Genomic DNA, 26809 nt, shown 5'->3' on the forward strand with positions numbered 1-26809 from the left:
CGGTGGCCGGCGCGAGCCTCTTCCTCGCAACAGGCAACGGACACCGCATGCGCATCAAGAAGACACAGGCCTGGTGGGTACGCATCCCCATAGAAGCCGCGCGCCAGCACCGCAGCGACTTCGGCCAGGTCCGGACCTTCGACGCGGCGATCCTGCGCATCGAAACCGAGGACGGCCTGGTGGGCTGGGGAGAAGGCAAGAACGCCGCCGGCAGCGCCGGCTCCTACGGCGCTCTGGTGCACATGCTCAACCATGAGATCGGGCCGATGCTGGTCGGCCGCAACGCCGGCGACATCGGACCGATCTGGGACATGCTCTACAACGGCAGCCGCGCCGAGACGGCGGCCAGGCAGGGCCACGCCATGCCGCAGATCGCGCGGCGCGGCATGACGATCGCCGCCATCAGCGCCATCGACATCGCGCTGTGGGACATTCTGGGAAAACATCTCGGCCAGCCCGTGTGGCAGCTCCTCGGCGGCCGCAAGGCCGACCGGCTGCCGGCCTATGCGTCGGGCGGCTGGGCGCCGGCCGAGGCGATCGGAGAGCAACTCAAATCCTACATCGACGCCGGCGGGTTCGGGGCGGTGAAGATGCGGGTGGGGGCGATGGACGGCGCGCCGCACATTTCCGCGGCGCGCGTCCGCGCCGCCCGGCAGGCGCTCGGCGACGGCGTCGACATCATGGTCGACGCGCACGGCACCTATACGGTGGCCGAGGCGAGGCGCTTCGTCGCGCTGATTTCCGACTGCAACCTCGCCTGGTTCGAGGAGCCGGTGATCGCCGACGACAAGGCGGGCATGGCGGAGGTGCGGGCCGCCGGCCCGGTGCCGATCGCCGCCGGCGAGAGCGAGGCCACCCGCTGGGATTTCCGCGATCTCGCCGTGCTCAAGGCCGCCGACATCTTCCAGCCCGACCCGGCCTTCTGCGGCGGCATCAGCGAGGCAATGAAGATCGGGGCATTGGCGAGTGCCTTCAACCTGCGTTTCGCACCGCATCTGTGGGCCGGCGCGCCTTGCTTTTTCGCCGGGCTGCATCTATGCGCGGCCTCGCCGGCGAGCTTCACCGTCGAATATTCGCTCGGCGCCAACCCGATGATCCACGACCTCGTCGAGGAGATGGTCGAGGCGAAGGACGGAATGGTCGCCATTCCGGACAAGCCGGGGCTCGGGTTCACCGTGTCGGAGAAATTCCTGGAGGCGCACGCCCAGCGCGGCTGATCGAAATGAAGGAAAAGGATCTCCTCGCGGAACTGGCCGCCTACCTCTACAGCTATTCCAACGCCGACACCGGCCGCACGCCCTCGGAGCGCGAGCTGGCCGAGCATTTTTGCGTGAGCCGCGGCCAGATCCGCGAGACGCTGGCCGTGCTGGAGGCGATGCGCATCGTCGAGCGGCGGGCCAAGTCCGGCATCTATCTCACCACCAACCAGGCGAGCGTCGAGGCGATGGCGCTGTTCGCCAAGGCCGGCGTGCCGCTCGATCCGATCCAGATCTACGAGACGGTCGAACTGCGCAAGATCCACGAGATCAAGGCGGCGGAGCTGGCCTGCAGCAGGGCCACAGAGGAGAATTTCGAGCGGTTGCGCGAAATTCTCGCCGCCTCCGAGGCTCGGCTGGCGGCGGGCGAGGCGCTGGCGCGCGAGGACCGGGATTTCCATCTGGAGATCGTGAGGGCAACGCAGAACAGCGTCTTCCACAAGGTCTGCAGCGTCTACTACCTGATGGGCGAGCACCGGCTGCCGGTCTATTTCAAGGATCCCGAGCGCGGCCGGCGCTCGCATGCCGAGCACCTGCAGATCTTCGACGCGCTGCTGCGCCGCGACGGCAATCTGGCGCAAGCGCTGATGAGCGCGCATCTGCAGGGCGCGGAAAGCTACTGGAAGGGCCTGATCAGCGGCACCGCAGAGCCGATCAAGACGCCGGAAACGGTGTGATGTGCCGGCTGGGGCACTTGCACATGAAACACGCTGCGAAACCGAGCCGCCTCTTACCTCCACGCCCAACCCCTCCCCACAAGGCGGACGGGGACCTTGCGGCCGCTGTGCCGGCCAGAACGGTCAACGATTGGCGCCTGGTTGAGACGAAAGCCGGCCCCCCTCGCCCTTGTGAGGAGGGGTCAGGGGTGGGAGTAGCCGTCGCCCTGGCGAGCCGGCCGGCCGATGTGAGGGTCTTGTCCATGCGTCGTTCGGAGCTCGCCCGGGCCGCTCTTGTCCTCCGCTTTCTCGGGCCTGACGAGCCTCGAAAGACGCACCTCTTCGCGCGTCGGGCGCTCCCAGTCGCGAGCAGCCGGCCATGGCGGTGATCCTGTCCACCCATGCGCTGCATCCGCGCGCCACCGCCATGCTGGAGCGGGCGGGCGAACTCAGGATCGCCTCTGCGCTCGATACCGACACGCTCGTCCGGGAAACGCGCGACGCGGCCGTGATCATCGTCAGGGCGCCGCTTCCGTCCGAAATCTTCGTCGGCACGCATGGTATCCGCGCCGCGATCCGCCACGGCGCCGGGCTCGACATGATCCCGGTTGAGGCCGCCACGGAGGCGGGCGTGCTGGTCGCCAACGTGCCCGGCGTCAACGCCCGCTCGGTCGCCGAGCATGTGCTGTTCGTCACCCTGGCGCTGCTGCGGCGTTTTCGCGCCATCGACCGCGATCTCCGCGACGGCGGCTGGCTTGCCGGCCGCGATCATGCCAACGCGGCGCGCGAGCTTGCCGGACGGACGATCGGCATCGTCGGCATGGGCGCGGTCGGGCGGCAGGTCGCGGCGATCGCGCATCACGGCTTCGGCCTTGCCGTGCTCGGCAACAGCCGCAGCGGCGCCGGTTTTCCCGATTTTGTGCGCCCCGTCGGGATCGACGAACTGGTGGTGCAGAGCGACATCGTCGTGCTTGCCTGCCCACTGACGCCGGAGACGACCGGACTGATGAGCCGCCGGCGCATTTTTTCCATGCGGCGGGACGCCATCCTGGTGAACGTGTCGCGCGGGGCGGTCGTCGACGACGAGGCACTGATCGCGGCGCTGCGCGAGGGCCGGCTCGCCGGAGCGGCGCTCGACGTGTTCAAGACCCAGCCGCTGCCCGCCGACCACCCTTACCTCGGCTTCGACAATGTGATCGTCACACCGCACCTGGCGGGGATCACCGAGGAGAGCATGATGGCGATGGGCGTCGGCGCGGCAGAGGAGGCGGTGCGGGTGCTGTCCGGCGCGCTGCCGGTCAACCTGCGCAATCCCGAGGTTTTGGAGCGCTACCGGACCCGGTTTCCCGTCTAGCCAGCCGCCGGCATAACCTCTCCGGCGTGCCGACCGACGAGCCGCGCCAGGCTAACCGGGACGGCGGGGGCGGGACCGGGTCAGATGATGGCCGTTACGGCCGGTCCGTCCATCCCGCGGCGAAGGTCTCGGCGATCGCCAGCACCGCCGCATGCACCGGGCCGGATGGGATCGTCGGAATCACCGAGGCGTCGACCACGGAGAGATTGTCGAGCCCGCTGAGCTTCAGCCCCGGGTCGACCACAGCTCCTGTGTCGGCACCCATGCGGCACGTCCCGACGGGATGGTGATGAGTGATCGCCGCCTTCGCAATGAACGCATCGATCTCGGCGGCGGTCCGTACACCCGGCCCGGGAAGCAGCTCGTCGGCTTTCCAGCCCTCGAGCGCCGGCGCCGATCCGACTTCCCGGGCGACCTCGAAGGCACGGCGGAAGGTCAGGCGGTCGTGCTCGGTCCGCATATAGGCCGGGTCGATGAGCGGCCGGTCGGAAAGTTCCGGCCCGCCGATCGCCAGAAAGCCGCGGCTGGTCGGATGGGTGACGCCGAACAGCAGGGTGTAGGCGAAGCCCGGCGCGATCGGCGCGAAGCTCTCGGAGACGGAAGGGCCGGTGACGCAGCCGAGCACGATGTCGGGCGCGCCGTCCGGCCGCGTGACGTCGGCGGCGTTGAGATACATCAGCGATTCGGAATGCTGCAGCCTCGTCGGCGGCACCGGCCGGCTCGAGCGGTAGACGTTGCCGGCGCCGAGCAGATGGTCGTGCAGGTTGCGGCCGACCTCGGGGACCGCCAGCCGGCAGGCGACGCCGGCCCGCCGCAACGTCTCGGGATCGCCGATCCCGGACCGCTGCAGCAGCAGCGGCGAGCCGATGGCACCGGCGCAAAGCACGATCTCGCCGCCCGATACGATCTCGCCGACGCCGGCGCGGGTGACGGCGACGCCGGCGGCGCGATCGCCCTCCAGCACCAGGCGGTGCACCAGCAGGCCGGTCAGGATGGCGAGGTTGGGCCGGGCGCGCACGGCGGCGGTCAGATAGGCGTCGGCGGCGCTGACACGGCGGCCGTCGCGGATGGTGAGCGCATTCGGCGCGGTGCCGTTGAGGCGCCGGCCGTTGTGGTCGCCGAGCGACGGCACGCCACGCTGCAATCCGGCTTCCATATAGGCGCGCACCACCGGATTGACCTCTTCACCGGGCAGCCAGACGGGAAGCGGGCCGTCGCCGCCATGCAGCTCGGAGCCGCCGCCGGAAAAGCGCTCGCTCCGCCGGAAAGCCGGCAGCAGCCTGTCATAGGACCAGTTGCGCGTGCCGGTCGCCTCCGCCCAGGCCTCGAAATCGTCGGGGTGGCCGCGCACATGCGCCATGGCATGCAGGCAGCTCGACCCGCCGACGACGCGGCCGCGCGGCCAGGCATGGACGCGGCCGGCCGTGCCGCCCTGCGGCACCGTCTCATAGGCCCAGTCGTAGTCGCGGCCCTGGATGAACGGCCACATGGACGGTTGGGCGATGTCCGGGTCCGTCGGCTCGAGGCCGGCCTCGATCAGCGCCACGCGGCGGTCGGGATTCTCGCTCAGCCGCGCCGCCAGCACGGACCCAGCCGATCCCCCGCCGATGATGACTACGTCGAACCGCATGCCGCATGCCCCGTCTACTGATTCCAGGGCATTGTTAGAGCCTGCCCGGCCGAAGCGCCATGCGCCATCGCGTCGGCATCGAAGCAAGGTCGCGGAATGCGGCGCAGACGCGGAGTCTCGGAGCCGGGGCGCCCGGCGAAGCAAGTCGCAGGACCCATCGATCGGGGCTCGCTGCCCTCCCGCCTTGCGCCTTGACACGCCAACGGCCGCGACTTAATCTTGACATTGTCAACATACGGAGCGCGCCATGGACGACCTGCTGCTCGACCTCGTCCTGGCGATCGCCCATCATTTCCTGGCGTTCCTGCTCGCCGCGCTCATCGCCGTCGAGTTGGCGCTTGTCCGGCCCGGTCTGGGAACGGTTGATCTTGCGCGCCTCGGCCGTGTCGATTCGGCCTATGGCGGCGTCGCCATGCTGCTGATCCTGGTGGGCATCGGCCGCGTCGTCTGGGGGCTGAAGGGCTGGGAGTACTACGTCTACTACCCAGTCTTCTGGATGAAGATGGCGGCCTTCGTGGCGATCGGGCTATTGTCCATAGGGCCGACGCGCCACATCGTCGCCTGGCGCCGCGCCGGCCTGGCCACGGTGCCCGACGCCGAGGTCTCGCGCCTGCGCGGCTGGCTCAAGGCCGAGGCGGCATTCCTGGCGCTGGTGCTGGTGTTCGCCGCGTCGATGGCGCGCGGTGTGGGCTACTGAGCGGCTTGCAACCCGCCGGTCGCCCCGATCTCGACCAGCGGTGCGGGCACCGACGTCGTCTTCTCCGGTGATTTGCACAGATCGGCGATCACGCAGCGCGGGCAATCGGGTTTGCGCGCCTTGCAGACATAGCGGCCGTGCAGGATCAGCCAGTGATGGGCATGGCGCATGTATTGCGGCGGGATGATTTTCACCAGCCCGGTCTCGACCTGCTCCGGCGTCTTGCCGGGCGCCAGCAGGATGCGGTTGCCGATGCGGAAGATATGCGTGTCGACCGCCATGGTCGGCTGGCCGAAGGCCATGTTGAGCACGACGTTCGCCGTCTTGCGGCCGACGCCGGGCAGCGCCGTTAGCGCCTCGCGGTCGTCCGGCACGGCGCCGCCATGGTCGCGGACCAGCGCCTGCGACAGCGCGATCACGTTCCTGGCCTTGCCGCGCCACAGGCCGATGGTGCGAATGTACCGTCCTACCTCCTCCTCGCCTAGCGCCACCATCTGTTCCGGCGTGTCGGCCACCGCGAACAAGGGCCGCGTCGCCTTGTTGACGCCGGCATCCGTCGCCTGCGCCGACAGCACCACGGCTACCAGCAGCGTGAAGGCGTTGACGTGCTCGAGTTCGCCCTTCGGCTCCGGCCGCTGCACCGAAAAGCGGCGGAATATCTCGTGCACCTCCTCCGGCCGGTAAGCCGGGCGAGCCCGCATCGGCCGGGACTTTGCCTTCGCCGGGCCGACCGCCGGACGCGCTGCGGCGCTTTTTGCCTTGGGGTTTTTCATGCGACCTCTATAATTGCGGGCGATGGACGACACAAACGCCATGCGGGATGCCGACGAGCCGTTCTTCCGGGCGCTGCTCACGCCGCACCGGTCGCTCGGGCGCACCGGCTTCGCGATCCTCATGGGCGCGCTGCTGTTCGGCTGGCTGGTCACCGGCGCCTTCTTCCTGTCGAAGGGCGCCTGGCCGGTGTTCGGCTTCTTCGGCCTCGACGTGCTGCTGGTCTATATCGCCTTCCGCATGAACTATCGCGCCGCCCGCGCCCGCGAGGAGGTGTCGGTGTCGCGCACCCGCCTCGACATCAGGAAGACCGCGCCCTCGGGACGCAGCGAAGCGCACCGCTTCAACCCGTTCTGGGCCCGCTTCGCGGTTGCCCGCCACCAGGAGATCGGCATCACCGGCATGGCCGTGGAGGGACAGGGCAAGAGCGTGCCTATCGGCTCCTTCCTCAACCCCGACGACCGCGAGAGCTTTGCCGCGGCGTTTTCGCGGGCGCTGGCGACCGCCAAGGCGCGCTAGTCACGGCGCGGCCTTCCATAACGACGTCAGAACTCGAACCGCAGCAGCCGGCCGATTTTCTTCAGGGGCGGGATGAGGTTCCAAACGCCGATGAACAGGCGCGCACCCAGCGTCATGCGCCTGACATGCTCGGTCTCGTAGGGAGCGATCTCCTCGACAAGCTTCAGCCCTGGGACCGCCTTCTCCAGATCGTGTGGATCGTTGATCGCCCAGAGCAATTTCGCGCCGGTCGCCCTTACCGACGGGGTCATCGCCACGATCTTCAGGCCGAGGCTGCTGTAGGCGTCGCAGACGATCTCGCCGCGGTCGAAATGCCGGACGAGGCGGGCGAACAGCTTCGGTCCCTCATCGGCCGGAAGATAGGGTGTCAGCCCCTCCGCCGCGATCATCGCCGGGCGATCCGCCGGCACGGTCTCCAGCCATTGCGGATCGGTCACCGACGATGCGACAAGGCGACAGTTTTCGCGGTCCGGGTAGAGCCTCCCGCGAAGTGCGATCACCTCGGGATAATCGACGTCGTGCCATGCAACGCCGGCCGGCGGATTCACGCGGAACACCCTGCTGTCGAGCCCGCAGCCCAGATGCAGGACCACGGCATCCGGATGCCGTGCGATGAAGGCGCGCACCCGGTCGTCGATCGCCTTTGCCCGGATCGCCAGGCCGACGCCGAGATTCCTGTCGACCTTCAGCCGCCCGAAATCATAGTCGATCTTGCCGACAGCCTCGGCGGCGAACCAGTCCTTGAGCAGCGAATCCGGCAGCCGGCTCTCCAGCGCCTTGCCGCAGAGCGTGATCAGCAGAGTTTCCTTCTCCCTGGTGAGATGCGCTTTTTCGCCCGGCATCTTCCTCCCTCCGGTGTGCAGCCCTATCTGGGTCCAGCGTCCCGCAAGGCAAGTTTCGGGTGGTTTCACGCCTCCGCTGGCCCGATATTCGGGGCCAAGGAGACATTGCCATGAACGCTCTTATGTCTATGAATTCGCCGATGCCGACGAAACCGATGCCGATCCTGCAGAAGGATATCACGCCCACCGACGGCGACTACGAGATCGTGCGCCGCGCCATCGAGAAGATCAGCCTCGACTATCGCGACCAGCCGTCGCTGGAGGAACTGGCCGCCGATGTCGGCGAGACGCCGACCGGGCTGCAGAAGCTGTTCACGCGCTGGGCCGGCCTGTCGCCGAAGGCTTTTCTCCAGGCCGTCACGCTCGACCATGCGCGAAGACTGCTCGACCAGGGCATGCCGCTGCTGGAAACCTCGTTCGAGCTCGGCATGTCCGGTCCCGGCCGCCTGCACGACCTCTTCGTCACCCATGAGGCGATGTCGCCGGGCGACTACAAGACGCGCGGCGCCGGCCTGACCATCCGCTACGGCTATCACATCTCGCCCTTCGGCATCGCGCTGGTGATGGTCACCGACCGCGGGCTTGCCGGCCTCGCCTTCTGCGATCCGGGCGAGGAGCGCGACGCCTTCGCCGACATGTCCGGCCGCTGGCCGAACGCGTCCTACGTCGAGGACATCGGCGCCACCGCGCCCTATGCGGCACGCATCTTCGACCCAGCCAACTGGCGGTCCGACCAGCCGCTGCGCGTGGTGCTGATCGGCTCCGATTTCCAGGTGCGGGTGTGGGAGGCGCTGCTGAAGATCCCGATGGGCCGCGCCCGCAACTACTCGTCCATCGCCGCCGAGATCGGCGCGCCCGCGGCGAGCCGCGCCGTCGGCGCCGCGGTCGGCGCCAACCCGGTGTCCTTCGTCGTGCCCTGCCACCGCGCGCTCGGCAAGTCCGGAGCGCTCACCGGCTATCACTGGGGTCTCACCCGCAAGCGGGCGATCCTCGGCTGGGAAGCGGGCAAGCTGGCCTGCGGATGAATGGCCCACCGGGGCAATTCGCGAGGCCGGACAAGCGGGGTGAGCCTGCCGATAGGGCAGCCCGCCGAGGGCGCCTCAGGCTTCTTCGCCGAACCTGGACGCGACCAGTTCTTCCAGCGCCGAGAGCGCCTGGCGCGCCTCGGGACCGCTGGCGGAGACGCGGATCGAGCAGCCGGGGCTGGCGGCCAGCATCATCAGCCCCATGATCGAGGTGCCGCCGACCCTCACCCCGTCCTTCTCGACCTCGATCGTCGCCTGGAAGCCGGCGGCGAGCTGCACGAACTTGGCCGAGGCGCGGGCGTGCAGGCCGCGCTGGTTGATGATGACCATGTCGCGGCTGATGGTATCCTTCGACAGCAGGGGACCGGTCATTTACCGCTCAGCACCTGGCTCGCGACGTTGATGTATTTGCGGCCGGCGCTCTGCGCCAGTTCCAGCGCCTTGGCCATGTCGTCGGCCTTGCGGGCGCTGGTCAGCTTGATCAGCATGGGCAGGTTGACGCCGGCGATCACCTCGACGCGGCCGGGCTCCATGACCGAGATCGCCAGGTTCGACGGCGTGCCGCCGAACATGTCCGTGAGCAGGATGACGCCGTTGCCCGTGTCGGTATGCGCCACCGCATCGACGATGTCGCGGCGGCGCTGCTCCATGTCGTCGTCGGCGCCGATCGAGATCGTCTCGAAGCTCTGCTGCGCCCCGACGACATGCTCGACGGCGTTGCGGAACTCTTCCGCCAACCGACCGTGCGTTACCAGCACGAGTCCGATCATTCCGCCATGGCTCCCGTCATCGCCCCTTCATACGCGTTCGGTAAAATGCCTACCGCCGGAGCGGAGCGCCATCTTGTCCAGCCACCCGCCGTTGACAAGCCCAAATCTTCGTTAGCGGCGGCCATTTTGCCGCATCCTGGCATCCATGACACAGGTTCAGCCGAACGGCGGCAGTGACAGCCGCGCGGCAATCGCGGCGAACGCGCCGGCTGCATTGCGGCGCTCGAGCGTCAGAACCGGGATGCGGCAGCCGCCGATTTCTTCGCTCTCTTCCTCACGGTAGCGCGGCGCCGCCGGCCCGTCGACCAGGCGGATCAACAGGTCGACGACGGCTGCGGCCTCGTGACCGATCGGCTGCGGCGTCGAGCCGCGAACCTCCACCAGGCCGGCGATCGCCGCGGGAGCGGTGCACACCAGCCGCCCGTTCCGACGGGCAAGCAGGAGCTGATCGTCGGCCACCAGGGTCGCGAAGCGCCCGGCGGCGCGTGCCGCGGCGATCACGGCGAGCGCCAGCGTGGTCTTGCCGGATCCGGATTCGCCGCGGATCAGGATTCCCCGGTCGCCGACGACGATCCCCGTTGCATGCAGGTTTGGAGGATACCCTGGTTCGGCTTTGGCCATGACGATGGAAGGACGCACCGTTCCTGCCGCGGCGCTCACTCGTCGGCCGGCAGTGTCATGACGAAGCGGGCGCCCTTCACCTCGCCGGGTTTCGTGCCGGAGATGTTCTCGGCGGTCAGGCGTCCGCCATGTGCCTCTGCGATCTGGCGGCTGATGGACAGGCCGAGGCCGGAATTCTGGCCGAACGCCTCGCTTGACGGCCGGTCGGTGTAGAAGCGCTCGAAGATGCGGTCGATGGCGTCGGGGCGAATGCCCGGCCCGTTGTCGTCGACGGTGACGACGTTGAACTGGCCGGCCCGCGACAGGCTTACCGTGATATGCCCATGGTCCTCCGGCACGAAGGAGCGCGCGTTCTCCACCAGATTGGTGATGACCTGGCCGATCCGCAGGTCGTGGCCCGTGACGAAATAACCCCTGGCGGGCGGCAGCTTGGCCGCCTTGAACTCGATGGTCGCCTTGCGCTTGTGGCGGCCGGTCTCCTGCGCGGCGGAGACCAGATCGGAGACCAGCTTGCGCAGGTCGACCCGGGTGGCGTCCTCGCGCGCCAGTTCGGCGTCGAGCCGCGAGGCGTCCGAAATGTCCGAGATCAGCCGGTCGAGCCGGCGCACGTCGTGCTGGATGATCTCCATCAGCCGCTCGCGCGAAGCCTCGTTCTTGGCGATCGGCAGGGTCTCGACGGCACTGCGCAGCGAGGTCAGCGGATTCTTCAGCTCATGCGACACGTCGGCGGCGAAACTCTCGATCGCCTCGATACGCGCATAGAGCGCGTTGGTCATGCCGCGCACGGCGATGGAGAGATTGCCGATCTCGTCCTGTCGGTCCGAGAAATCCGGAATCTCCTCGCGGCTCTTGACCCCGCGCCGCACCCGCACCGCCGCCGCCGAGAGCCGGCGCAGCGGATTGGCGATGGTGGAAGCGAGCAGCATCGACAGGATCGCCATGACCAGCGCCGCGACGCCAAACACCCGCAGGATGGCGTTACGCTCCGCCGACACGATCTTGTCGATGTCGCCGCCTTCGGTGGACAGCATCAGCACGCCCAGCACCGCGCGAAAACGCTGGATCGGCACGGCGACGGAGACGATCTCCTCGCCCTTCTCGCTGACGCGCACCACTGTGGACGGACTGCCGGTGAGCGCGTTCATGACTTCCGGAAAGGCCGCGCCATTGCCGCCGGGCTGCTCGCGGTAGATCGGCAGGTCGGTGTTGCGGAACAGGTTGAAGACGAATTTCTCCGCCTTCTCGAGAATGCTCGGCTCTTCCTCGTCGACCGGCGGCAGGTCGTAGCGCAGGATCTGGCCGCGCGAGTAGAGATGGCGCGAATCGAGCAGCAGATTGGCGTCGCGATCGTAGATGCGGGCGCGCGTGCGGGTAGGCGAGATCAGCCGCTTGAGCAGCGGCGCGACGCGCTCGGGATTGATGGGGAAATCCAGATTGTCGAGCTGGTCGGTGCCCGGGCCGAGGCTCTCGCCGGCCTGCAGCTCCAGAAGCTTCTCCGGATCGATGCTGATGGAATCGGTTTCGACGGTCGCCGAGGCGGAGATGGCGCCTGCGATGATCTCGCCCTGCGTCATCAGGCTCTCGACGCGGGCGTCGATCAGGCCGTCGCGGAAGGTGTTCAGATAGAGGATGCCGGCGACCAGAACGGCAAGGCCGGCAAGGTTCAGGAACAGGATGCGGCGGGTGAGGCTCGAGAAGACGTGGTGGCCGAGAAATCGCCGCAGCGGCACCGTCAGCGCCGCAAGCACGGCCGCCAGCCAGCCCCGCGGCCGCCGGGCGGCGGCCATCGGCTTGTTAAGCTGGAGGTCAATCGTCATTCAATCCCGGATCCCCGGCGGTTCGGCTCAGGCCTCCCTGAACCGGTAGCCCACGCCATACAAGGTCTCGATCATCTCGAAATCATCATCGACCGCCTTGAACTTCTTGCGAAGCCGCTTGATGTGGCTGTCGATGGTCCGATCGTCGACATAAACCTGCTCATCATAAGCCGAATCCATCAGCGCGTCACGGCTCTTGACCACGCCGGGGCGCTGCGCGAGCGAATGCAGGATCAGGAACTCGGTCACCGTCAGCGTGACCGGCTCGCCCTTCCAGGTGCAGGTGTGGCGCTCCTGGTCCATCACCAGCTGACCGCGCTCGAGCGATTTCGTCTGCTGGCTCGGCGCCTTGGCGGCCGCCTCGCGGGCGCTCGCCCGCCGCAGCACCGCGCGCACGCGCTCGACCAGCAGCCGCTGCGAGAACGGCTTGCGGATGAAATCGTCGGCACCCATCTTGAGGCCGAACAATTCGTCGATCTCGTCGTCCTTGGAGGTGAGGAAGATCACCGGCAGGTCGGACTTCTGGCGCAGCCGGCGCAGCAGCTCCATGCCGTCCATGCGCGGCATCTTGATGTCGAGGATAGCCAGGTTCGGCGGCCGGGCGGCAAAGCCCTCGAGGGCCGAGGCCCCGTCGGTATAGGTCTCGACGCGATAGCCTTCCGATTCCAGGGCGATCGACACCGAGGTCAGGATGTTGCGGTCGTCGTCGACAAGCGCGATCGTTGCCATTTCAAGCGGCTCCCTCATGATCGGGGGTCCCTTCCAATATAAGGAAGAGGCTATTGGCGGACAAATTGAGTACAAAATGTGGCACGGCGTCCGTCCATGGCATGACACGGCCGGCGGCGCAACTTCGGCCGGCCGTCCTGCAAAGCTTGGCAGCAAATGCTTAATTTGTAACGTCCGACTGCTGCACAGCTCTGCCTTATATAACCGATTTAAACGATTTCAAAATCTTTAAATCGATTAATAGTTTGATATTCTTCATCTTTTCTGGTTTCGACGGGCTTCGCTCAAGAAAAGTTGAGCGCATGGACTTCATTCCGGGCGTCACCCCGGGAGTGCCAACCCACCAGGTCGAGGCAAGATGGGCGAGATCGGTATACGCAATCCCGGCTGCGGGATCGAGCGAATCGGTGTGAGGACGTCGGGCAAGGTCCATTACAATTTCGGAAGGGCGGCGCTGTACGAGGAGGCAATCCGCCGCAACGAGGCGCAGCTTTCCGCCGACGGCGCGCTTGTCGCCTATACCGGCCAGCACACCGGCCGCTCTCCCAAGGACAAGTTCGTCGTCCGCGACGCGGCGACCGCCGACCAGGTCTGGTGGGACAACAACGCGGCGATGACGCCGGCGCGTTTCGAAACGCTGCTCGCCGATTTCCGCGCCCATGCCGCGGACAAGGATCTGTTCGTGCAGGACCTCGTCGGCGGTGCCGACGACGCGCAGGCGCTGCCGACACGCGTGATCACCGAGTTCGCCTGGCACTCGCTGTTCATCCGCAACCTGCTGATCCGCCCGGCGGAGGATGCGCTGGCGGATTTCGAGCCGCGGATGACGATCATCGACCTGCCCTCCTTCCGCGCCGATCCGGCGCGCCACGGCACGCGCACCGAGACGGTGATCGCTGTCGACCTCTCGCGCATGATCGTGCTGATCGGCGGTACCTCCTATGCCGGCGAGATGAAGAAATCGGTGTTCACCGCCCTCAACTACCTGCTGCCGGAACGCGGCGTGATGCCGATGCACTGCTCGGCCAACATGGGCCCCGCCGGCGACACGGCGGTGTTCTTCGGCCTGTCCGGCACGGGCAAAACGACGCTGTCGGCCGACGCCTCGCGCACGCTGATCGGCGACGACGAGCATGGCTGGGGCCCGGACGGCGTCTTCAATTTCGAGGGCGGCTGCTACGCCAAGACCATCCGCCTGTCGGCCGAGGCCGAGCCGGAGATTTTCGCCACCACGCGGCGCTTCGGCACGGTGCTGGAGAACGTCGTGCTGGACGGGCGCGGCGTGCCGGACTTCGATGACGGCTCGCTGACGGAGAACACCCGCTGCGCCTACCCGCTCGACTTCATTCCGAACGCCAGCCCGACGGGTCGCGCCGGGCATCCGAAGAACATCGTCATGCTGACGGCCGACGCCTTCGGGGTGATGCCGCCGATCGCCAAGCTGACGCCGGCGCAGGCCATGTACCACTTCCTCTCCGGCTACACGGCCAAGGTCGCTGGCACCGAGAAGGGCGTCAAGGAGCCGGAGGCGACCTTCTCGACCTGCTTCGGCGCGCCGTTCATGCCGCGCCATCCATCCGAATACGGCAATCTGCTGCGCTCGCTGATCGCCCAGCACGGCGTCGACTGCTGGCTGGTCAACACCGGCTGGACCGGCGGCGCCTTCGGCACCGGCAGGCGCATGCCGATCAAGGCGACGCGCGCGCTGCTCGCCGCGGCGCTCGACGGCAGCCTCAACGAGGCGGAATTCCGCACCGACCCGAATTTCGGCTTCGCCGTCCCGGTCGCCGTGCCGGGCGTCGATTCCGGCATTCTCGACCCGCGCGCCACCTGGGCGGACAGGGCCGCCTACGACCGGCAGGCCAAGCGCATCGTCGGCATGTTCATCGCCAACTTCGAGAAGTTCGAGGCGCATGTGGACGCCCACGTGGCCGATGCGGCGCCGCGCTACGGAGAAGCAGCGGAGTAGGAGCGGCCAACCTCTTTCTTTCTCCTTGAGGAAGAGAATTGCTGTCCGGCATCGGTCGTGTCCAGCGCCACGGCCCGGCCGCTTGACACTCCGGCGTCCACAGCCGATCACCTGCCGCGAAAAATCCGGTGCGGTCGCCCGGAAGCGGAAGATGGTGGCGGATGATCGACACGGAAGCACTGGTGGTCGGTGGCGGCGCGGCCGGGCTGGCGGTGGCGCAGGCGCTGGCGAAGGCAGGCATCGGGGTGCGCCTGCTGGAGGCCGCGCCCCGGCTCGGCGAGTCCTGGCGGCGGCGCCACAAGCATCTCACGCTCAATTCGCACCGCGACCTGTCCGTGCTTCCCGGCGTGACCTATCCGGCCGGTACGCCGGCGTTTCCAAAACGCGAGGCGGTGATCGACCTGTTCGAGGCTTTCGCGCGGCTGCACGGCCTGTCGATCGACCATGACACCGCCGTCGAGCGCATCGATCGCGCCGGCGATCGCTGGGAGGCGAGGGCAGCGGGACGGACTTACCGGGCGCGACACGTCGTCATCGCCACCGGCCGCGACCGCGTTCCCTTCATCCCTGCATGGCCCGGCCGCGAGACCTATACCGGCCGGTTGCTCCATTCGGCCGATTTCGGCGAGGCGGCGGATTATCGCGGCAAGAGCGTGCTGGTGAGCGGAGCGGGCAATTCCGGCTTCGACGTGCTCAACCATCTGATCCGCGCGGAGACCGGCAGGCTGTGGCTGTCGGCCCGCCACGCGCCGGCCGTGCTGCCGAAGCGGGTCGCCAACCTCGCCGTGCACAAGAACGCCACCTGGCTGGTCAAGCTGCCGGTCGGCGTCGCCGATCGCGTCATCGGCGCGACGCAGCGGCTGAGCTTCGGCGACCTTGGCAAGCTCGGCCTGCCGCCGGCGGCCGGTGGCGCGGCAAGCCGCATGAAGGCCGACAGCATCGCGATCGCCACCGACGACGGCGCGGTTGCGGCGATCAGGGCGGGCCGCGTCGCGGTCGTGCCGGTGATCGGCGGCTTCGAGGGAGGCCGCGTTCTGTTCGAGGACGGCAGCACGCTCAGCCCGGACGTGGTGATCGCCGCGACCGGCTACCGCACCGGGCTGGAAGGCATGGTCGGCCATCTCGGCGTGCTCGACCCGCGCGGCCGGCCGCGCTTCAACGGCGGCGAGAACGACCCCGCCCTGCCCGGCCTGTGGTTCACCGGCATGCGCGCCGATCTGCGCGGCTGCTTCGCCAATGCGATCGACAAGGCGCAGGCGATTGCAAGGGGCATCGCGCGGGATGGAAAGGGCGGCTGAGCGGACGCATGCAGCCCGCGCCGGTGCAAATGGACGCCGGAAATGCCGGCGCCGTGCCCGCTACTGCACCGCGCCGACCAGCGGCGCCGAGCCCTCGCGGATGGTCACCCAGCGGCCGGTATGGTTCGAGGCCTGGCGCTTGAGGAAGCGGTAGCCGGTCTGGCTCCAGTCCTTGACTTCGTTGGACAGGTTGTCGAGGACGAAGTCGCCCTTGTCTGTGCGCACGGTAAGCACCGCATGGCCCTCGCCGTCCGGCTTGCGCACCACGGTGATGAGCAGGTTCGACAGCGACAGGCCGCCAGCCTGCAACTGGCGACGCTTCTCCAGCACATAGTCCTCGCAATCGCCGACGCCGTCGTCGGGATAGGCCCAGACCTCGTCCTTGCCGTAGATGTCGAAATCGTTCATCGGCTTCACGGCGCCGTTCACGTCGGTGTTGATGCCGACCAGCAGGCTCCACAGCGCGCCGGACATGCGCTCCGGACCAGCGTCTCGCACCCGGATCGAACATTCCGCCCGATTGATCTTGCAGAACTCATAGTGGCCGATCGGCTGCGAGGTCAGGCCGCCGGTCAGCATCGGACCGGATGCCGAAGCTGCGCCGGCGATAAGACTAGCCATCGCCGAAGCCAGCACTATCCCGGTAAGCTTCGCGGCGCGGCGCGCCCGCGGAGAGGATTGCATAGCCCACTCGCCCTTTGTCGTTAAGGAAACGTTAAGGACGATTTTTCCGCCGAGTCAATTCACGCCTGACTAGACTTTCGCGTGATGGTTACCGTGATCAGCGCGGCGCGATGAATCTGCAACAGCCCGTCCGGCGTCGCCCGGAGCCTGTGCGGGTGCATCGGGACTTCGGCCAAAATCAGCCCTTGGCCGCGCGCACGAGCCGCAGTTTCGCCGGCGCGCGGTTCTCCTTGCCGTAGCTGGAGATGAAATCGACGATGCGCGGCACGATCTCGGAGCGGAAGCGCGAACCGTTGAAGACGCCGTAATGGCCGACCGCCGGCTGCATGTAGTGGGCGCGCATGTCGTTGGGGATGTTGACGCAGAGGTCGTGCGCGGCCTGCGTCTGACCGATGCCCGAGATGTCGTCATTCTCGCCCTCGACGGTCAGCAGCGCGACGTTGCGGATTGCCGACGGGTCGACCGGGGTACCGCGATGCGTCATCTCGCCCTTGGGCAAGGCATGGCGGACGAACACGGTCTCCACCGTCTGAAGGTAGAACTCGGCGGTCAGATCCATGACGGCGAGATATTCGTCGTAGAAGTCGCGATGCTTCTCGGCGTTGTCGCCGTCGTTCTTGATCAGATGCATGAAGAACTGCTTGTGCGCCGTGATGTGGCGGTCGAGATTCATGCTCATGAAGCCGGACAGCTGCAGGAAGGCCGGATAGACGTCGCGCATGAAGCCGGGCGCCGGCCACGGCACCTGCATGACGACGTTGTCGCGGAACCAGTCGATCCCCTTCTCCTCGGCCAGCAGGTTGACGGCGGTAGGGTTGCGCCGCGTGTCGATCGGGCCGCCCATGAGCGTCATGGTGGAGGGAGCGAAGCGGTCGCCGCGCGCTTCCATCAGCGCTGCGGCGGCGAGCACCGGCACGGAGGGCTGGCACACGCCCATCACATGCACCTCGGGGCCGAGCGCATGCAGCATCTCGACGATATAGTCGATGTAGTCGTCGAGATCGAAGCGGCCCTCCGACACGGGCACCATGCGGGCGTCGGCCCAGTCGGTGATGTAAACGTCGGCGTGCGGCAGCATCGCTTCCACCGTGCCGCGCAAAAGCGTCGCGTAGTGGCCGGACATCGGAGCCACGATCAGCAGCTTCGGATCGGCCTTGCGCCGCGCCGGCAGGTCGCGCACGAAATGGATGAGATTGCAGAAGGGCCGCGACCATACGACCTTCTCGACCACCCCGACTTCCTTCCAGTCGACCACCGTTCGATCGAGCCCGAAGGACGGTTTTCCGTAGCGCCGGGTCGTGCGCTCGAACAGCTCCGCGGCGGCGGCGACCGAACGGCCTACCGCGGTGTGCGACAGCGGATTGATCGGATTGGAGTAGAACAGCCTTACCGCATCCGCGAAGGCGCGGTACGGCTGCATGGCCGCATGGTTCAGTTCATAGAGCTGGTAGAACATCGAAAACTCCGCCGGTCCCGCGCTACGGCGCGGAAAAACCGCGTCCTATCGTTAGGCAGCGAAGTTAACGAACAATTGCTGCGACGCAATACGATATACGTCCGGCGGTGGCCTCATCCTTTAGTCCAATGAAGGCGGGCGATGCGCCAGGCCGGACGTCAGACCCCGTCGACCAGCACGATCTCGGCCTCGGCGTATTTCTGGCGGATCGCCTTGGCGGCCTGGTATTCGGGCGAGTGGTAGCAGTCGTGCGCGGCCTGTAGCGAGGCGAATTCGATGACCACGTTGCGCGCCCGGCCCGGCCCTTCCGCGAACTCATAGGCGCCGCCGCGCACCAGCATCGTCGCGCCGTACTTGTCGAAGGCAGGCTTCGCCGCCGCGACATAGTCTTTGTAGCCCTCGGGGTCGCGCACGTCGACGCGGGCGATCCAGTATCCCTTCGGCATTTTTTTCTCCCGTGTGAAACTCAGGCCGCGGCCATCTCGGCCAGGATTGCCTGCGCGGCCGCCCGCCTGTCAACGGCGGCGACGACCGGCCTGGCCACCACCAGGTGGCTTGAGCCGGCCCGGATGGCATCCGCCGGGGTGACGACGCGTTTCTGGTCGCCATGCTCGGTGCCGGCCGGCCGGATGCCGGGCGTGACCACGGCGAGTTCGGGGCCGACGACCTTGCGCACCGCCGCCGCCTCGCCGGCCGAGCAGACGATGCCGCCCATGCCGGTGGCGAGCGCCTGCTCGGCGCGGCGCAGCACTAGCGTGTGCGGATCGTATTCATAGCCGGCCTCGATCAGGTCGCTCTCGTCCATCGAGGTAAGCACGGTGACGGCGAGCAGGCAGAGCGGCGTGCCGCGCGCCGCTTCTACGGCGGCCCGCATCGCTTTCGGATAGGCGTGCAGCGTCAGCATCGTTACGCCCATTTTGGCGATGTTCTCGACGCCTTTCGCCACCGTGTTGTCGATGTCGAGCAGCTTCATGTCGAGGAAGACCTGCTTGCCCTCGGCGACGAGCTCGCGGGCGAAATCGAGCCCGCCGGCGAAGGCAAGTTGGTAGCCGATCTTGTAGAAGGAGACGACGCCGTCGAGCTCGCGCACAACGGCTTGGGCGATTCGCAGGTCCGGTACGTCCAGGCCGACAATGAGCCGGCTGGCGAGATTGGTCTCTGTCATGCGCATCTCCGTCGAATCGGCGCCGTCCGCCGCGTCGAGTCGAGCGGCCATTATCACGAGTCGGCCCGTGTCGACAGCATCGCGGCGCGCTCGATCAGCGTCCGGCACAGGCGCTCCATGCCGTTGCGCAGCCTCTCCTCGCGAAAACCGCCATTCTCGTCGAAGGCTTTTTCGCCATAGGGCACCGAGACCTGCGGCGCGATCACTTCCATGCCGATATGCGACAGCACGGCGCGCAGATGGTTGGCGCTGCGGATGCCGGCGAAATGGCCATCGGACGACGAGCACAGCGCCACCGGCTTGCCGGAGAACGGGCGCACCGGCGCGCCGCGATCCTTGCGCACACGGCTCACCCAGTCGATGGCGTTCTTGAGCAGCGGCGGCATCGAGCCGTTGTATTCGGGCGTCGCGATCAGCAGGCCCTCATGGTCGACGAACTGCCGAGCCAGCATCACGGCATTCTCCGGAACGCCTTTCTCCGCCTCCATATCCTGGTCCATGATCGGCAGCGGATAGTCGCCGAGCGAGATGCGGGTCACCTCCGCCCCCTGCAGCGCGAGTTCGCGCATGGCCGCGTCCGCGGTCTTGCCGCTGTAGGCGCCGGTGCGGATCGAGCCGGCGAAGACGAGGATTTTTGGATGATGCAAAGGCCGGCTTCCTTTCGGGGATCGGAGTTGGCCGGCTGTCAGTCCGGCCGCGCTTCGTCGGCATCCAGCGGCGCGTTCGCCGACAGCCACCCGAACGAGTGAGTACGCGAAAGCCGCTCGAATTCGCTGTAGCTCAGGATGACGCCTTCGCGCCTGCCGCGCCGGGTGATGATGGATGGTCTTCCGGCAATCGCCTCGTCGAGGACACGCGAAAGCGTTGCCTTCGCCTCCTTCAGTGGGATTTCGCGCATGACAGCCCCCTTGGCTTCAGAAGTCATGCATGGGGAAATCAGCGGCGACAAGCCCAGCTTGTGCCGTCAGTTCCGTCGGCCGCGTTCATAGACCCACAATTGCGTGGGCGGGATGTTGCGGATGACGAAGTCGAAATGCCGCACCGTGTAGCTGCCGAGGCCGGGCGGCACGGGCGATTTCGGCCCGTAGGTCAACTGGATGACCGGCCGGCCCTCGGAAGTGCGGTCGAGCAGGTCCTCGAGATAGGCGACGCGGCGCTCCACCGGAAAGTTCAGCAGCGGCACGCCGGAGATCACGCAGTCGAAGCGCTTCGGTGCGTCGGCCCCCAGAGTGTGGTCGAGATCGAAGGCGTCGCCCTCGATGACGTTGACGCCGGGGAAATGGCGTCTCAGGTGGCGGACGAAGTCGGCCGAGTATTCGACGGTGTAGAGCTTCGCAGCCGGGACGCCGCGGGCGAGGATGGCGCGGGTGATGACGCCGGTCCCCGGGCCGATCTCCAGCACCGGCAGGCCGGACGAGACGTCGATGACGGAGGCCATGCGCCGGGCGGTGAAGGAACTGGTCGGAATGATCGAGCCGACGGCTTTCGGCTTGTCGATCCAGCCTCGGAAGAAACGAAGTTCGTCGTCGAACTTCTCGGCCAGCGCCTTACGCAACTCCGAACCGCGTCGCATCGCGTCCACTCCCTGTCGCTGTGAGGCGATCAATACCAGCCTGACGTCCTGATGCAAGGCTTACGCAGCGGCGAAACGGGGTTCTCCCCGACTGGTTCCATCGGGCGTGACGGCGCCTCGGGCACACGCCTCAGTTGTTGCCGAACGACTCGAAGAAATCCTTCATGCGCGAGAAGAACCCGCTCGACTGCGGGGAATTCTCGGTGGAGGACAGCTTCTCGAATTCCTCCAGCAGCTCGCGCTGGCGCTTGCTCAGGTTCTGCGGCGTCTCGACCGCGGTCTGGATGTAGAGGTCGCCGATCGTCGGCTGCCGCAGGATCGGCATGCCCTTGCCCTTCAGCCGGAACTGGCGGCCGTTCTGTGTGCCTTCCGGCACCTTCACGCGGGTCTGCGAGCCGTCGAGCGTCGTCACCTCGAACGCGCCGCCCAGGGCGGCGGTGGTCATCGAGATCGGCACCTTGCAGTAGAGGTCGGCGCCGTCGCGCTGGAAGAATTCATGCGGCTTAACCGACAGGAAGATGTAGAGGTCGCCGGGCGGGCCGCCGCGCAGCCCCGCCTCGCCCTCGTTGGCGAGCCGGATGCGGGTGCCGTCCTCGATGCCGGCCGGAATGTTCACCGACAGCGAGCGCTCCTCGGTGACGCGGCCCTGGCCGGCGCATTTCGAGCAGGGGTCCTTGATGGTCTGGCCGCGGCCGTGGCACTGCGGGCAGGTCCGCTCGATCGAGAAGAAGCCTTGCGCGGCGCGCACGCGGCCGGAGCCCGAGCACAGCGAGCAGGTGACCGGCTGGGTGCCCGGCTTGGCGCCGGAGCCGCTGCAATCCGAGCAGGAGATCGAGGTCGGCACGCGGATCTGCGCCGTCCTGCCGGTATAGGCCTCCTCCAGCGTGATCTCCATGTTGTAGCGCAGGTCGGCGCCGCGCTCGCGGCCGCCGGTCGAGCGGCGGCGGCCGCCGCCCATCATCTCCCCGAAAATGTCCTCGAAGATGTCGGAGAAGCCGCCCGAGCCGAAGCCGTTCGCGCCCCCGTTCATGCCGCCATGCTCGAACGCGGCATGGCCGAAGCGGTCATAGGCCGCCCGCTTCTGCGGGTCCTTCAGGGTCTCGTAGGCTTCGTTGATTTCCTTGAACTTCTGCTCGCAGGCGTTGTCCCCGGGATTGCGGTCGGGGTGGAACTGCATGGCGAGCTTGCGGAACGCGCTCTTGAGGGCCTTTTCGTCGGCTGATTTGCCGACGCCCAGCGTTTCATAGAAATCGGCTTTCATTCTGCCTTGTGAACCGGTGGATGAGTTTCAAGCTAGGTGCACTGCTTGTCCGATCAGCGCGGGCAACTGGCACAGGATTTAGTAAACCGCAAGCCGGTATGCCATAGGGGGCGGCCGGCAAAGCGACAGTTTTCGGCAGAAAACCGGCCGTTGGAACGGATCAGGCGGTTCCAGTTGCGGCGGCACCACGCTTTTGCGCCGCCGCGCCGGCTTGCGTGCCGCCGAAACGGGCATTGAGATAGCGGCTGACCGGCCCTTCGAAATAGCGGTCCGACAGCAGCGCGGTCGCGATCACCGCCGCTGCCGGCAGATACCAGTAGGCGTAGAAGCTCATGACGCCCATCGGCTCGAGCATCTTGCGCCACACCACGGCGAGTAGGACGCTCTCGATCACCGGATGGATCATGTAGATGCCGAAGGAGACGCGGCCGATCGGATGCAGCGGCTTGAGATAGGCGGCGGCCTCGGGATCGTTGCGCTCGGCGAGCGCGGCGAGGAAGGTCGCGGCCGCCAGCAGGAGCACGATCACATAGGCGTTCTGCAGCGTCGCCATCGCCGCGACCGCCGCGATGAAGACGAGCCATCCAGGCACGAGGCTCTTCAGCCCGAACCTGCTGTCGCGTACGGCGACGGCGACCATGGCGCCGAGCGCGAAATCGGCGAAGGCGCGATAGGCGCCCCAGGTGTTGGCCTGAAGCCAGCTCGGAAACGGTATCCAGCCCATGGCCACACCGATTTCCAGCGCAACGATGGCCGCGGCCGCAACGGCGGCCAGCCCCCATATCCCGTACCGCTGATAGGCCAGGACCAGCACCGGCAGGGTGAGATAGCAGAACCATTCGGCCGAAAGCGTCCAGCCGACATAGTTGAAGGTGAGCGTGTCGGTAAGGCCCCAGGCCTGCACCAGCAGGATGTTGGCCGGCAGTGCCGACCAGGCATAACGCTCGGGCTGCTCCGACTGCACGAGGCCGAGATGCAGCGCGGCGGCGACGACGCAGAAGAACAGCAGCGTCATGAAATAAAGCGGATAGAGCCGCGCCAAGCGTCGCACGATGAAACGCCGGAACGAAACGGGCTCGGACATCAGCGTATCGGCATAGCGCAGCATGATCAGGAAGCCGGAGATCATGAAGAACATCTCCATGAGCGGCATCAGGCGGTACAGCGCGGCGCTGGCCGCCTCGTGCCCGGGCGGCGCGTAGCGCAGGAAATGCCACATCATCACCGCGAGGGCAGCCGACAGCCGCCAGATCTCGAGCGTCCTGAAATGCATCGGCCCCTGTTCCGACCCTGCCCCGGCAGCAGTGCCGCCGGCAACCCACGACAAGTGTATCTCGGGGAGAGAACGTTGGGGCGAGGTTCTTCAGGTAAGCTTAACGAAGGCCCGCGGTGCGTTCACAAAAAAGAAGCCCGGCGCGGTGGCCGGGCTCCCATGCTGTCTCCGTCCGATCGGGATCAGGCGGACTTCTTCTTGTCGTCGTTCTCGTCGATCTCCTCGAAATCGGCGTCGACCACGTCCGAATCCTTGGCGGCATCCGCCTTGGCGTCGGCCTCGGCAGCTTCCTTCTGGCTCGCCTCGTACATGGCCTGACCGAGCTTCATCGAGACTTCCATCAGCGTCTGCGACTTGGCCTGGATGTCGTCGGCGTCGTCGCCCTCGGTCGCCGTCTTCAGGGCGGCGATGGCGTCGGCGATCGCCGTACGATCGGCCTCCGAGACTTTTTCGCCATACTCCTTCAGCGACTTCTCGGACGAATGCAGCAGCGCCTCGGCCTGGTTGCGGGCTTCGACCAGCCCGCGCCGCTTCTTGTCGGCCTCGGCGTTCGCCTCGGCGTCCTTCACCATCTTCTCGATGTCGGCGTCGCTGAGGCCGCCCGAAGCCTGGATGCGGATCTGGTGCTCCTTGCCGGTGCCCTTGTCCTTGGCGGTGACGTTGACGATGCCGTTGGCGTCGATGTCGAAGGAAACCTCGATCTGCGGCACGCCGCGCGGCGCCGGCGGGATGCCGACCAGGTCGAACTGGCCGAGCGCCTTGTTGTCGGCGGCCATCTCGCGCTCACCCTGGAAGACACGGATGGTGACGGCGCCCTGGTTGTCCTCGGCGGTCGAGAACACCTGGCTCTTCTTGGTCGGGATCGTGGTGTTGCGCTCGATGAGGCGCGTGAACACACCGCCCAGCGTCTCGATGCCCAGCGACAGCGGGGTCACGTCGAGCAGCAGCACGTCCTTGACGTCGCCCTGCAGCACGCCGGCCTGGATGGCCGCGCCCAGCGCCACCACCTCGTCGGGGTTGACGCCCTTGTGCGGCTCCTTGCCGAAGAACTGCTTCACGATCTCCTGGACCTTCGGCATGCGCGTCATGCCGCCGACCAGCACCACCTCGTCGATCTCGCCCGCCTTCAGGCCGGCATCCTTCAGCGCCGCCTTGCAGGGCTCGACGGTGCGCTGGATCAGGTCGTCGACGAGCTGCTCGAACTTGGCGCGCGTCAGCTTCATCGTAAGGTGCTTCGGACCGCTCTGGTCGGCGGTGATGAAGGGCAGGTTGATCTCGGTCTGCGCCGACGATGACAGCTCGATCTTCGCCTTTTCGGCGGCCTCCTTGAGGCGCTGCAGCGCGAGCTTGTCGTTCTTCAGGTCGATGCCCTGCTCCTTCTTGAACTCGGCCGCCAGATACTCGACCAGGCGCATGTCGAAGTCCTCGCCGCCGAGGAAGGTGTCGCCGTTGGTCGACTTCACCTCGAACACGCCGTCGCCGATCTCCAGCACGGAGATGTCGAAGGTGCCGCCGCCAAGGTCGTAGACGGCGATGGTCTTGCCGTCCTTCTTGTCGAGGCCGTAGGCGAGCGCGGCCGCGGTCGGCTCGTTGATGATGCGCAGCACCTCGAGGCCGGCGATCTTGCCGGCGTCCTTGGTGGCCTGGCGCTGGGCGTCGTTGAAGTAGGCGGGAACGGTGATGACGGCCTTCTCGACCTTCTCGCCGAGATAGGCTTCCGCCGTCTCCTTCATCTTCTGCAGGATGGTCGCGGAGATCTGCGAGGGCGACTGCTTCTTGCCGCCGGCCTCGACCCAGGCGTCGCCATTGTCGCCCTTCACGATGTGATAGGGGACGAGCTTCTTGTCCTTCTCGGTCACCGGGTCGTCGTAGCGGCGGCCGATCAGGCGCTTCACCGCGAAGATGGTGTTTTCGGGATTGGTCACGGCCTGGCGCTTGGCCGGCTGGCCGACGAGCCGTTCACCGTCGCTGGTGAAGGCCACTATGGAGGGCGTCGTGCGCGCACCTTCCGCATTCTCGATGACCTTGGCGTCCTTGCCGTCCATGACGGCGACGCAGGAATTGGTCGTTCCGAGGTCGATGCCGATAACTTTTACCATTCTATATTCTCTCCGCTTAGCAGGTTTTCAGGACCCAATGAGGCGTTCCGGTGAAAACCCCTGTTCTCAAGAAATTCGCCTGACGGACCGCATCCGCGACCTGTCCGGCGGCTGTGGCGCGTATATAAGAACAGCCATTTCCGCGCGCAAGCGCCGTCCCAGCGTCAAGTCGGCGGAAATATGGGCAAAACCCGCGTCTTCCCCCATATTCAGTCGATGACCGCCACCACCACGATCAACCCGGCCGCGCTGCGCCGCCACCGTTTCGTCAACGCCCTGCACACCGGCATCCTCGCCGGCGGCAGCCTGCTGCTGCTCGCCGTCACCGCCTGGGTGTTCGGCGGGCTGAGCGGCGTCATCTTCGCCGTCATCTTCGGCGCGGTCTCGCTGGCGGCGGTGCGCCGCATCAGCCCGCAGATGGTGCTGTCCATGTACAAGGCGCGGCCGGTGACGGAGGCAAGCTTTCCGGCCGGCGTGCGCATCCTGAGGATGCTCGCCGAACGCGCCGAGCTGCCGGCGGTGCCGAAACTCTACGTCATCCCCTCGCAGATGCTGAACGCCTTCGCGGTCGGGCGGCGCGACGATTCCGTCATTGCCGTCACCGACGCGCTGGCGCGGCGGCTGACCACCCGCGAGCTCGCCGGCGTGCTCGCGCACGAGGTCAGCCACATCGCCCACGAGGACATCAAGGTGATGGCGCTGGCCGACATCGTCTCGCGCTTCACCTCGGTGATGTCGACGGTCGGCCTGTTCACGCTGCTGATCAACCTCGGCGGCCTGTTCGGCGGCGCCGGCGAGCAGGTGCCGTGGCTGGCGGTGCTGGTGCTGCTGGCGGCGCCGACCATCGGCGGCCTGCTGCAGATGGCGCTGTCGCGCACCCGCGAGTTCGACGCCGATTTCGGCGCGGCCGTGCTCACCGGCGATCCCGACGGGCTCGCCTCGGCGCTGCGGAAGCTGGAGCGGGCACGCGGCCGGCTGTGGGAAGGCATATTGCTGCCGGGCGGCCGCGTTCCCGATCCGTCGGTCCTGCGCACCCATCCGGCGACCGAGGACCGCCTGGCGCGGCTTGCAGCGCTGAAGGCCGAGATGGGGCAGGCCGCCGGCCCCGTCGTGATAGCTCTGCCGCCGACCCCGCCGCAGCCGATGCCGACGCCGCGCCGGTCGATAATCCCGTCGATCCGCGAACGACGCGGACTGCGGCCGCGCAGCCCGCTCTACGGCACGTTCTTCGCTCCGCTCGCCGATCTCGACGACCAGCCGGGTTGCGAGACGTCGCTCAATGCGCCGGACGGGATCCCGCGCATCCGGCTGACGCGCGGCGGGGTGTGGTGGTGAACGGCCGGA

At 67.2% G+C, this 26809-nt stretch carries 27 protein-coding genes; 9 read left to right on the plus strand and 18 right to left on the minus strand.

Annotation, left to right across the window (positions count from 1 at the left end; all coding sequences use genetic code 11):
• The first annotated feature begins 47 nt into the window (after positions 1-47).
• The 3 genes from C7I84_RS16330 (at position 48) to C7I84_RS16340 (ending at position 3266) form a co-directional block, all read left to right on the plus strand.
• The gene (locus C7I84_RS16330) at positions 48-1217 is read left to right on the plus strand and encodes a mandelate racemase/muconate lactonizing enzyme family protein (RefSeq protein ID WP_106773269.1); all 1170 of its coding nucleotides are present in this window, start codon (positions 48-50) and stop codon (positions 1215-1217) included.
• 5 nt (positions 1218-1222) lie between these two features.
• Complete coding sequence (locus C7I84_RS16335) at positions 1223-1933, plus strand: FadR/GntR family transcriptional regulator (protein ID WP_106773270.1); 711 nt, start codon at positions 1223-1225, stop codon at positions 1931-1933.
• Between the two features lie 358 nt (positions 1934-2291).
• On the plus strand, positions 2292-3266 hold the full coding sequence (locus C7I84_RS16340; protein WP_106773271.1) for an NAD(P)-dependent oxidoreductase: 975 nt from the start codon (positions 2292-2294) through the stop codon (positions 3264-3266).
• Positions 3267-3360: 94 nt separating this feature from the next.
• Here C7I84_RS16340 and C7I84_RS16345 read toward each other — a convergent pair whose 3' ends face one another.
• Positions 3361-4896, minus strand: coding sequence for a GMC family oxidoreductase (locus tag C7I84_RS16345; protein ID WP_106773272.1), 1536 nt, complete (start codon positions 4894-4896; stop codon positions 3361-3363).
• 247 nt (positions 4897-5143) lie between these two features.
• Here C7I84_RS16345 and C7I84_RS16350 point away from each other — a divergent pair, with 247 nt between their 5' ends.
• On the plus strand, positions 5144-5593 hold the full coding sequence (locus C7I84_RS16350) for a DUF2214 family protein (RefSeq protein WP_106773273.1): 450 nt from the start codon (positions 5144-5146) through the stop codon (positions 5591-5593).
• Here C7I84_RS16350 and nth read toward each other — a convergent pair.
• Positions 5587-6366 (minus strand): endonuclease III, encoded by a 780-nt coding sequence (gene nth / locus C7I84_RS16355; RefSeq protein ID WP_106773274.1) that lies wholly within the window; start codon positions 6364-6366, stop codon positions 5587-5589. The genes C7I84_RS16350 and nth overlap by 7 nt on opposite strands.
• Positions 6367-6388: 22 nt before the next feature.
• Between nth and C7I84_RS16360 the strand changes: the two genes are divergently transcribed.
• Complete coding sequence (locus C7I84_RS16360) at positions 6389-6883, plus strand: DUF2244 domain-containing protein (protein ID WP_106773275.1); 495 nt, start codon at positions 6389-6391, stop codon at positions 6881-6883.
• A gap of 26 nt (positions 6884-6909) precedes the next feature.
• Here the strand turns inward: C7I84_RS16360 and C7I84_RS16365 are convergent, their stop codons facing one another.
• The gene (locus C7I84_RS16365) at positions 6910-7725 is read right to left on the minus strand and encodes a class I SAM-dependent methyltransferase (RefSeq protein WP_106773276.1); all 816 of its coding nucleotides are present in this window, start codon (positions 7723-7725) and stop codon (positions 6910-6912) included.
• Between the two features lie 128 nt (positions 7726-7853).
• On the opposite strand from C7I84_RS16365, the gene C7I84_RS16370 reads away from it, so the two are divergent.
• Entirely contained in the window at positions 7854-8750 is an 897-nt protein-coding gene (locus C7I84_RS16370) for a methylated-DNA--[protein]-cysteine S-methyltransferase (protein ID WP_106773277.1), read from the plus strand.
• Between the two features lie 75 nt (positions 8751-8825).
• On the opposite strand, the gene C7I84_RS16375 is transcribed toward C7I84_RS16370, so the two are convergent.
• From C7I84_RS16375 to C7I84_RS16395, 5 genes are all read right to left on the minus strand, one after another.
• On the minus strand, positions 8826-9122 hold the full coding sequence (locus C7I84_RS16375) for an HPr family phosphocarrier protein (protein WP_106773278.1): 297 nt from the start codon (positions 9120-9122) through the stop codon (positions 8826-8828).
• Complete coding sequence (locus C7I84_RS16380) at positions 9119-9520, minus strand: PTS sugar transporter subunit IIA (RefSeq protein WP_106773279.1); 402 nt, start codon at positions 9518-9520, stop codon at positions 9119-9121. Before C7I84_RS16380 ends, C7I84_RS16375 begins: the two co-directional genes overlap by 4 nt.
• A gap of 156 nt (positions 9521-9676) precedes the next feature.
• Entirely contained in the window at positions 9677-10141 is a 465-nt protein-coding gene (locus C7I84_RS16385; RefSeq protein WP_106773280.1) for an HPr kinase/phosphorylase, read from the minus strand.
• 35 nt (positions 10142-10176) lie between these two features.
• A complete protein-coding gene (locus tag C7I84_RS16390) occupies positions 10177-11958 on the minus strand; it encodes a sensor histidine kinase (RefSeq protein WP_106773281.1) in 1782 nt (593 codons plus the stop codon).
• A 27-nt stretch (positions 11959-11985) separates the two neighbouring features.
• Positions 11986-12687 (minus strand): response regulator transcription factor, encoded by a 702-nt coding sequence (locus C7I84_RS16395; protein ID WP_106773282.1) that lies wholly within the window; start codon positions 12685-12687, stop codon positions 11986-11988.
• A 358-nt stretch (positions 12688-13045) separates the two neighbouring features.
• Here C7I84_RS16395 and C7I84_RS16400 point away from each other — a divergent pair, with 358 nt between their 5' ends.
• Complete coding sequence (locus tag C7I84_RS16400; RefSeq protein WP_106773283.1) at positions 13046-14656, plus strand: phosphoenolpyruvate carboxykinase; 1611 nt, start codon at positions 13046-13048, stop codon at positions 14654-14656.
• Positions 14657-14817: 161 nt separating this feature from the next.
• On the plus strand, positions 14818-15954 hold the full coding sequence (locus C7I84_RS16405; RefSeq protein ID WP_106773284.1) for a flavin-containing monooxygenase: 1137 nt from the start codon (positions 14818-14820) through the stop codon (positions 15952-15954).
• Between the two features lie 60 nt (positions 15955-16014).
• Here C7I84_RS16405 and C7I84_RS16410 read toward each other — a convergent pair whose 3' ends face one another.
• The 10 genes from C7I84_RS16410 to dnaK form a co-directional block, all read right to left on the minus strand.
• The gene (locus tag C7I84_RS16410; RefSeq protein ID WP_106773285.1) at positions 16015-16638 is read right to left on the minus strand and encodes a transglutaminase-like cysteine peptidase; all 624 of its coding nucleotides are present in this window, start codon (positions 16636-16638) and stop codon (positions 16015-16017) included.
• Positions 16639-16816: 178 nt separating this feature from the next.
• A complete protein-coding gene (locus C7I84_RS16415) occupies positions 16817-18094 on the minus strand; it encodes a polyhydroxyalkanoate depolymerase (RefSeq protein ID WP_106773286.1) in 1278 nt (425 codons plus the stop codon).
• 158 nt (positions 18095-18252) lie between these two features.
• Complete coding sequence (locus tag C7I84_RS16420; protein WP_106773287.1) at positions 18253-18540, minus strand: DUF1330 domain-containing protein; 288 nt, start codon at positions 18538-18540, stop codon at positions 18253-18255.
• 20 nt (positions 18541-18560) lie between these two features.
• On the minus strand, positions 18561-19259 hold the full coding sequence (gene pyrF, locus C7I84_RS16425; protein ID WP_106773355.1) for an orotidine-5'-phosphate decarboxylase: 699 nt from the start codon (positions 19257-19259) through the stop codon (positions 18561-18563).
• A gap of 53 nt (positions 19260-19312) precedes the next feature.
• Positions 19313-19906, minus strand: a complete 594-nt coding sequence (locus tag C7I84_RS16430) for an NADPH-dependent FMN reductase (RefSeq protein ID WP_106773288.1) — start codon at positions 19904-19906, stop codon at positions 19313-19315.
• A gap of 38 nt (positions 19907-19944) precedes the next feature.
• Positions 19945-20157 carry a type II toxin-antitoxin system Phd/YefM family antitoxin gene (locus C7I84_RS16435; RefSeq protein ID WP_106773289.1) on the minus strand — a complete coding sequence of 71 codons (213 nt, stop codon included), beginning with the start codon at positions 20155-20157 and terminating at the stop codon, positions 19945-19947.
• Between the two features lie 66 nt (positions 20158-20223).
• Entirely contained in the window at positions 20224-20832 is a 609-nt protein-coding gene (gene pmtA, locus C7I84_RS16440) for a phospholipid N-methyltransferase PmtA (RefSeq protein ID WP_106773290.1), read from the minus strand.
• 130 nt (positions 20833-20962) lie between these two features.
• Positions 20963-22093 carry a molecular chaperone DnaJ gene (gene dnaJ, locus C7I84_RS16445; RefSeq protein ID WP_106773291.1) on the minus strand — a complete coding sequence of 377 codons (1131 nt, stop codon included), beginning with the start codon at positions 22091-22093 and terminating at the stop codon, positions 20963-20965.
• Positions 22094-22253: 160 nt separating this feature from the next.
• Entirely contained in the window at positions 22254-23366 is a 1113-nt protein-coding gene (locus C7I84_RS16450; protein WP_106773292.1) for an acyltransferase family protein, read from the minus strand.
• 182 nt (positions 23367-23548) lie between these two features.
• Positions 23549-25465 carry a molecular chaperone DnaK gene (gene dnaK / locus C7I84_RS16455; protein WP_106773293.1) on the minus strand — a complete coding sequence of 639 codons (1917 nt, stop codon included), beginning with the start codon at positions 25463-25465 and terminating at the stop codon, positions 23549-23551.
• Positions 25466-25645: 180 nt separating this feature from the next.
• Between dnaK and C7I84_RS16460 the strand changes: the two genes are divergently transcribed.
• Positions 25646-26800, plus strand: a complete 1155-nt coding sequence (locus C7I84_RS16460) for a zinc metalloprotease HtpX (RefSeq protein WP_245428464.1) — start codon at positions 25646-25648, stop codon at positions 26798-26800.
• Positions 26801-26809: the final 9 nt, after the last annotated feature.

The organism is Kumtagia ephedrae (assembly GCF_003012745.1).
Classification (GTDB): Bacteria; Pseudomonadota; Alphaproteobacteria; order Rhizobiales; family Rhizobiaceae; genus Kumtagia; species Kumtagia ephedrae.

What these genes read in the sequence shown, in the direction of transcription:
- C7I84_RS16330 (WP_106773269.1), top strand. Translation starts at nt 48, where the DNA reads ATGCGCATCAAGAAGACACAGGCCTGGTGGGTACGCATCCCCATAGAA.
- C7I84_RS16335 (WP_106773270.1), top strand. Translation starts at nt 1,223, where the DNA reads ATGAAGGAAAAGGATCTCCTCGCGGAACTGGCCGCCTACCTCTACAGC.
- C7I84_RS16340 (WP_106773271.1), top strand. Translation starts at nt 2,292, where the DNA reads ATGGCGGTGATCCTGTCCACCCATGCGCTGCATCCGCGCGCCACCGCC.
- C7I84_RS16345 (WP_106773272.1), bottom strand. Translation starts at nt 4,896, where the DNA reads ATGCGGTTCGACGTAGTCATCATCGGCGGGGGATCGGCTGGGTCCGTG.
- C7I84_RS16350 (WP_106773273.1), top strand. Translation starts at nt 5,144, where the DNA reads ATGGACGACCTGCTGCTCGACCTCGTCCTGGCGATCGCCCATCATTTC.
- nth (WP_106773274.1), bottom strand. Translation starts at nt 6,366, where the DNA reads ATGAAAAACCCCAAGGCAAAAAGCGCCGCAGCGCGTCCGGCGGTCGGC.
- C7I84_RS16360 (WP_106773275.1), top strand. Translation starts at nt 6,389, where the DNA reads ATGGACGACACAAACGCCATGCGGGATGCCGACGAGCCGTTCTTCCGG.
- C7I84_RS16365 (WP_106773276.1), bottom strand. Translation starts at nt 7,725, where the DNA reads ATGCCGGGCGAAAAAGCGCATCTCACCAGGGAGAAGGAAACTCTGCTG.
- C7I84_RS16370 (WP_106773277.1), top strand. Translation starts at nt 7,854, where the DNA reads ATGAATTCGCCGATGCCGACGAAACCGATGCCGATCCTGCAGAAGGAT.
- C7I84_RS16375 (WP_106773278.1), bottom strand. Translation starts at nt 9,122, where the DNA reads ATGACCGGTCCCCTGCTGTCGAAGGATACCATCAGCCGCGACATGGTC.
- C7I84_RS16380 (WP_106773279.1), bottom strand. Translation starts at nt 9,520, where the DNA reads ATGATCGGACTCGTGCTGGTAACGCACGGTCGGTTGGCGGAAGAGTTC.
- C7I84_RS16385 (WP_106773280.1), bottom strand. Translation starts at nt 10,141, where the DNA reads ATGGCCAAAGCCGAACCAGGGTATCCTCCAAACCTGCATGCAACGGGG.
- C7I84_RS16390 (WP_106773281.1), bottom strand. Translation starts at nt 11,958, where the DNA reads ATGACGATTGACCTCCAGCTTAACAAGCCGATGGCCGCCGCCCGGCGG.
- C7I84_RS16395 (WP_106773282.1), bottom strand. Translation starts at nt 12,687, where the DNA reads ATGGCAACGATCGCGCTTGTCGACGACGACCGCAACATCCTGACCTCG.
- C7I84_RS16400 (WP_106773283.1), top strand. Translation starts at nt 13,046, where the DNA reads ATGGGCGAGATCGGTATACGCAATCCCGGCTGCGGGATCGAGCGAATC.
- C7I84_RS16405 (WP_106773284.1), top strand. Translation starts at nt 14,818, where the DNA reads ATGATCGACACGGAAGCACTGGTGGTCGGTGGCGGCGCGGCCGGGCTG.
- C7I84_RS16410 (WP_106773285.1), bottom strand. Translation starts at nt 16,638, where the DNA reads ATGCAATCCTCTCCGCGGGCGCGCCGCGCCGCGAAGCTTACCGGGATA.
- C7I84_RS16415 (WP_106773286.1), bottom strand. Translation starts at nt 18,094, where the DNA reads ATGTTCTACCAGCTCTATGAACTGAACCATGCGGCCATGCAGCCGTAC.
- C7I84_RS16420 (WP_106773287.1), bottom strand. Translation starts at nt 18,540, where the DNA reads ATGCCGAAGGGATACTGGATCGCCCGCGTCGACGTGCGCGACCCCGAG.
- pyrF (WP_106773355.1), bottom strand. Translation starts at nt 19,259, where the DNA reads ATGACAGAGACCAATCTCGCCAGCCGGCTCATTGTCGGCCTGGACGTA.
- C7I84_RS16435 (WP_106773289.1), bottom strand. Translation starts at nt 20,157, where the DNA reads ATGCGCGAAATCCCACTGAAGGAGGCGAAGGCAACGCTTTCGCGTGTC.
- pmtA (WP_106773290.1), bottom strand. Translation starts at nt 20,832, where the DNA reads ATGCGACGCGGTTCGGAGTTGCGTAAGGCGCTGGCCGAGAAGTTCGAC.
- dnaJ (WP_106773291.1), bottom strand. Translation starts at nt 22,093, where the DNA reads ATGAAAGCCGATTTCTATGAAACGCTGGGCGTCGGCAAATCAGCCGAC.
- C7I84_RS16450 (WP_106773292.1), bottom strand. Translation starts at nt 23,366, where the DNA reads ATGCATTTCAGGACGCTCGAGATCTGGCGGCTGTCGGCTGCCCTCGCG.
- dnaK (WP_106773293.1), bottom strand. Translation starts at nt 25,465, where the DNA reads ATGGTAAAAGTTATCGGCATCGACCTCGGAACGACCAATTCCTGCGTC.
- C7I84_RS16460 (WP_245428464.1), top strand. Translation starts at nt 25,646, where the DNA reads ATGGGCAAAACCCGCGTCTTCCCCCATATTCAGTCGATGACCGCCACC.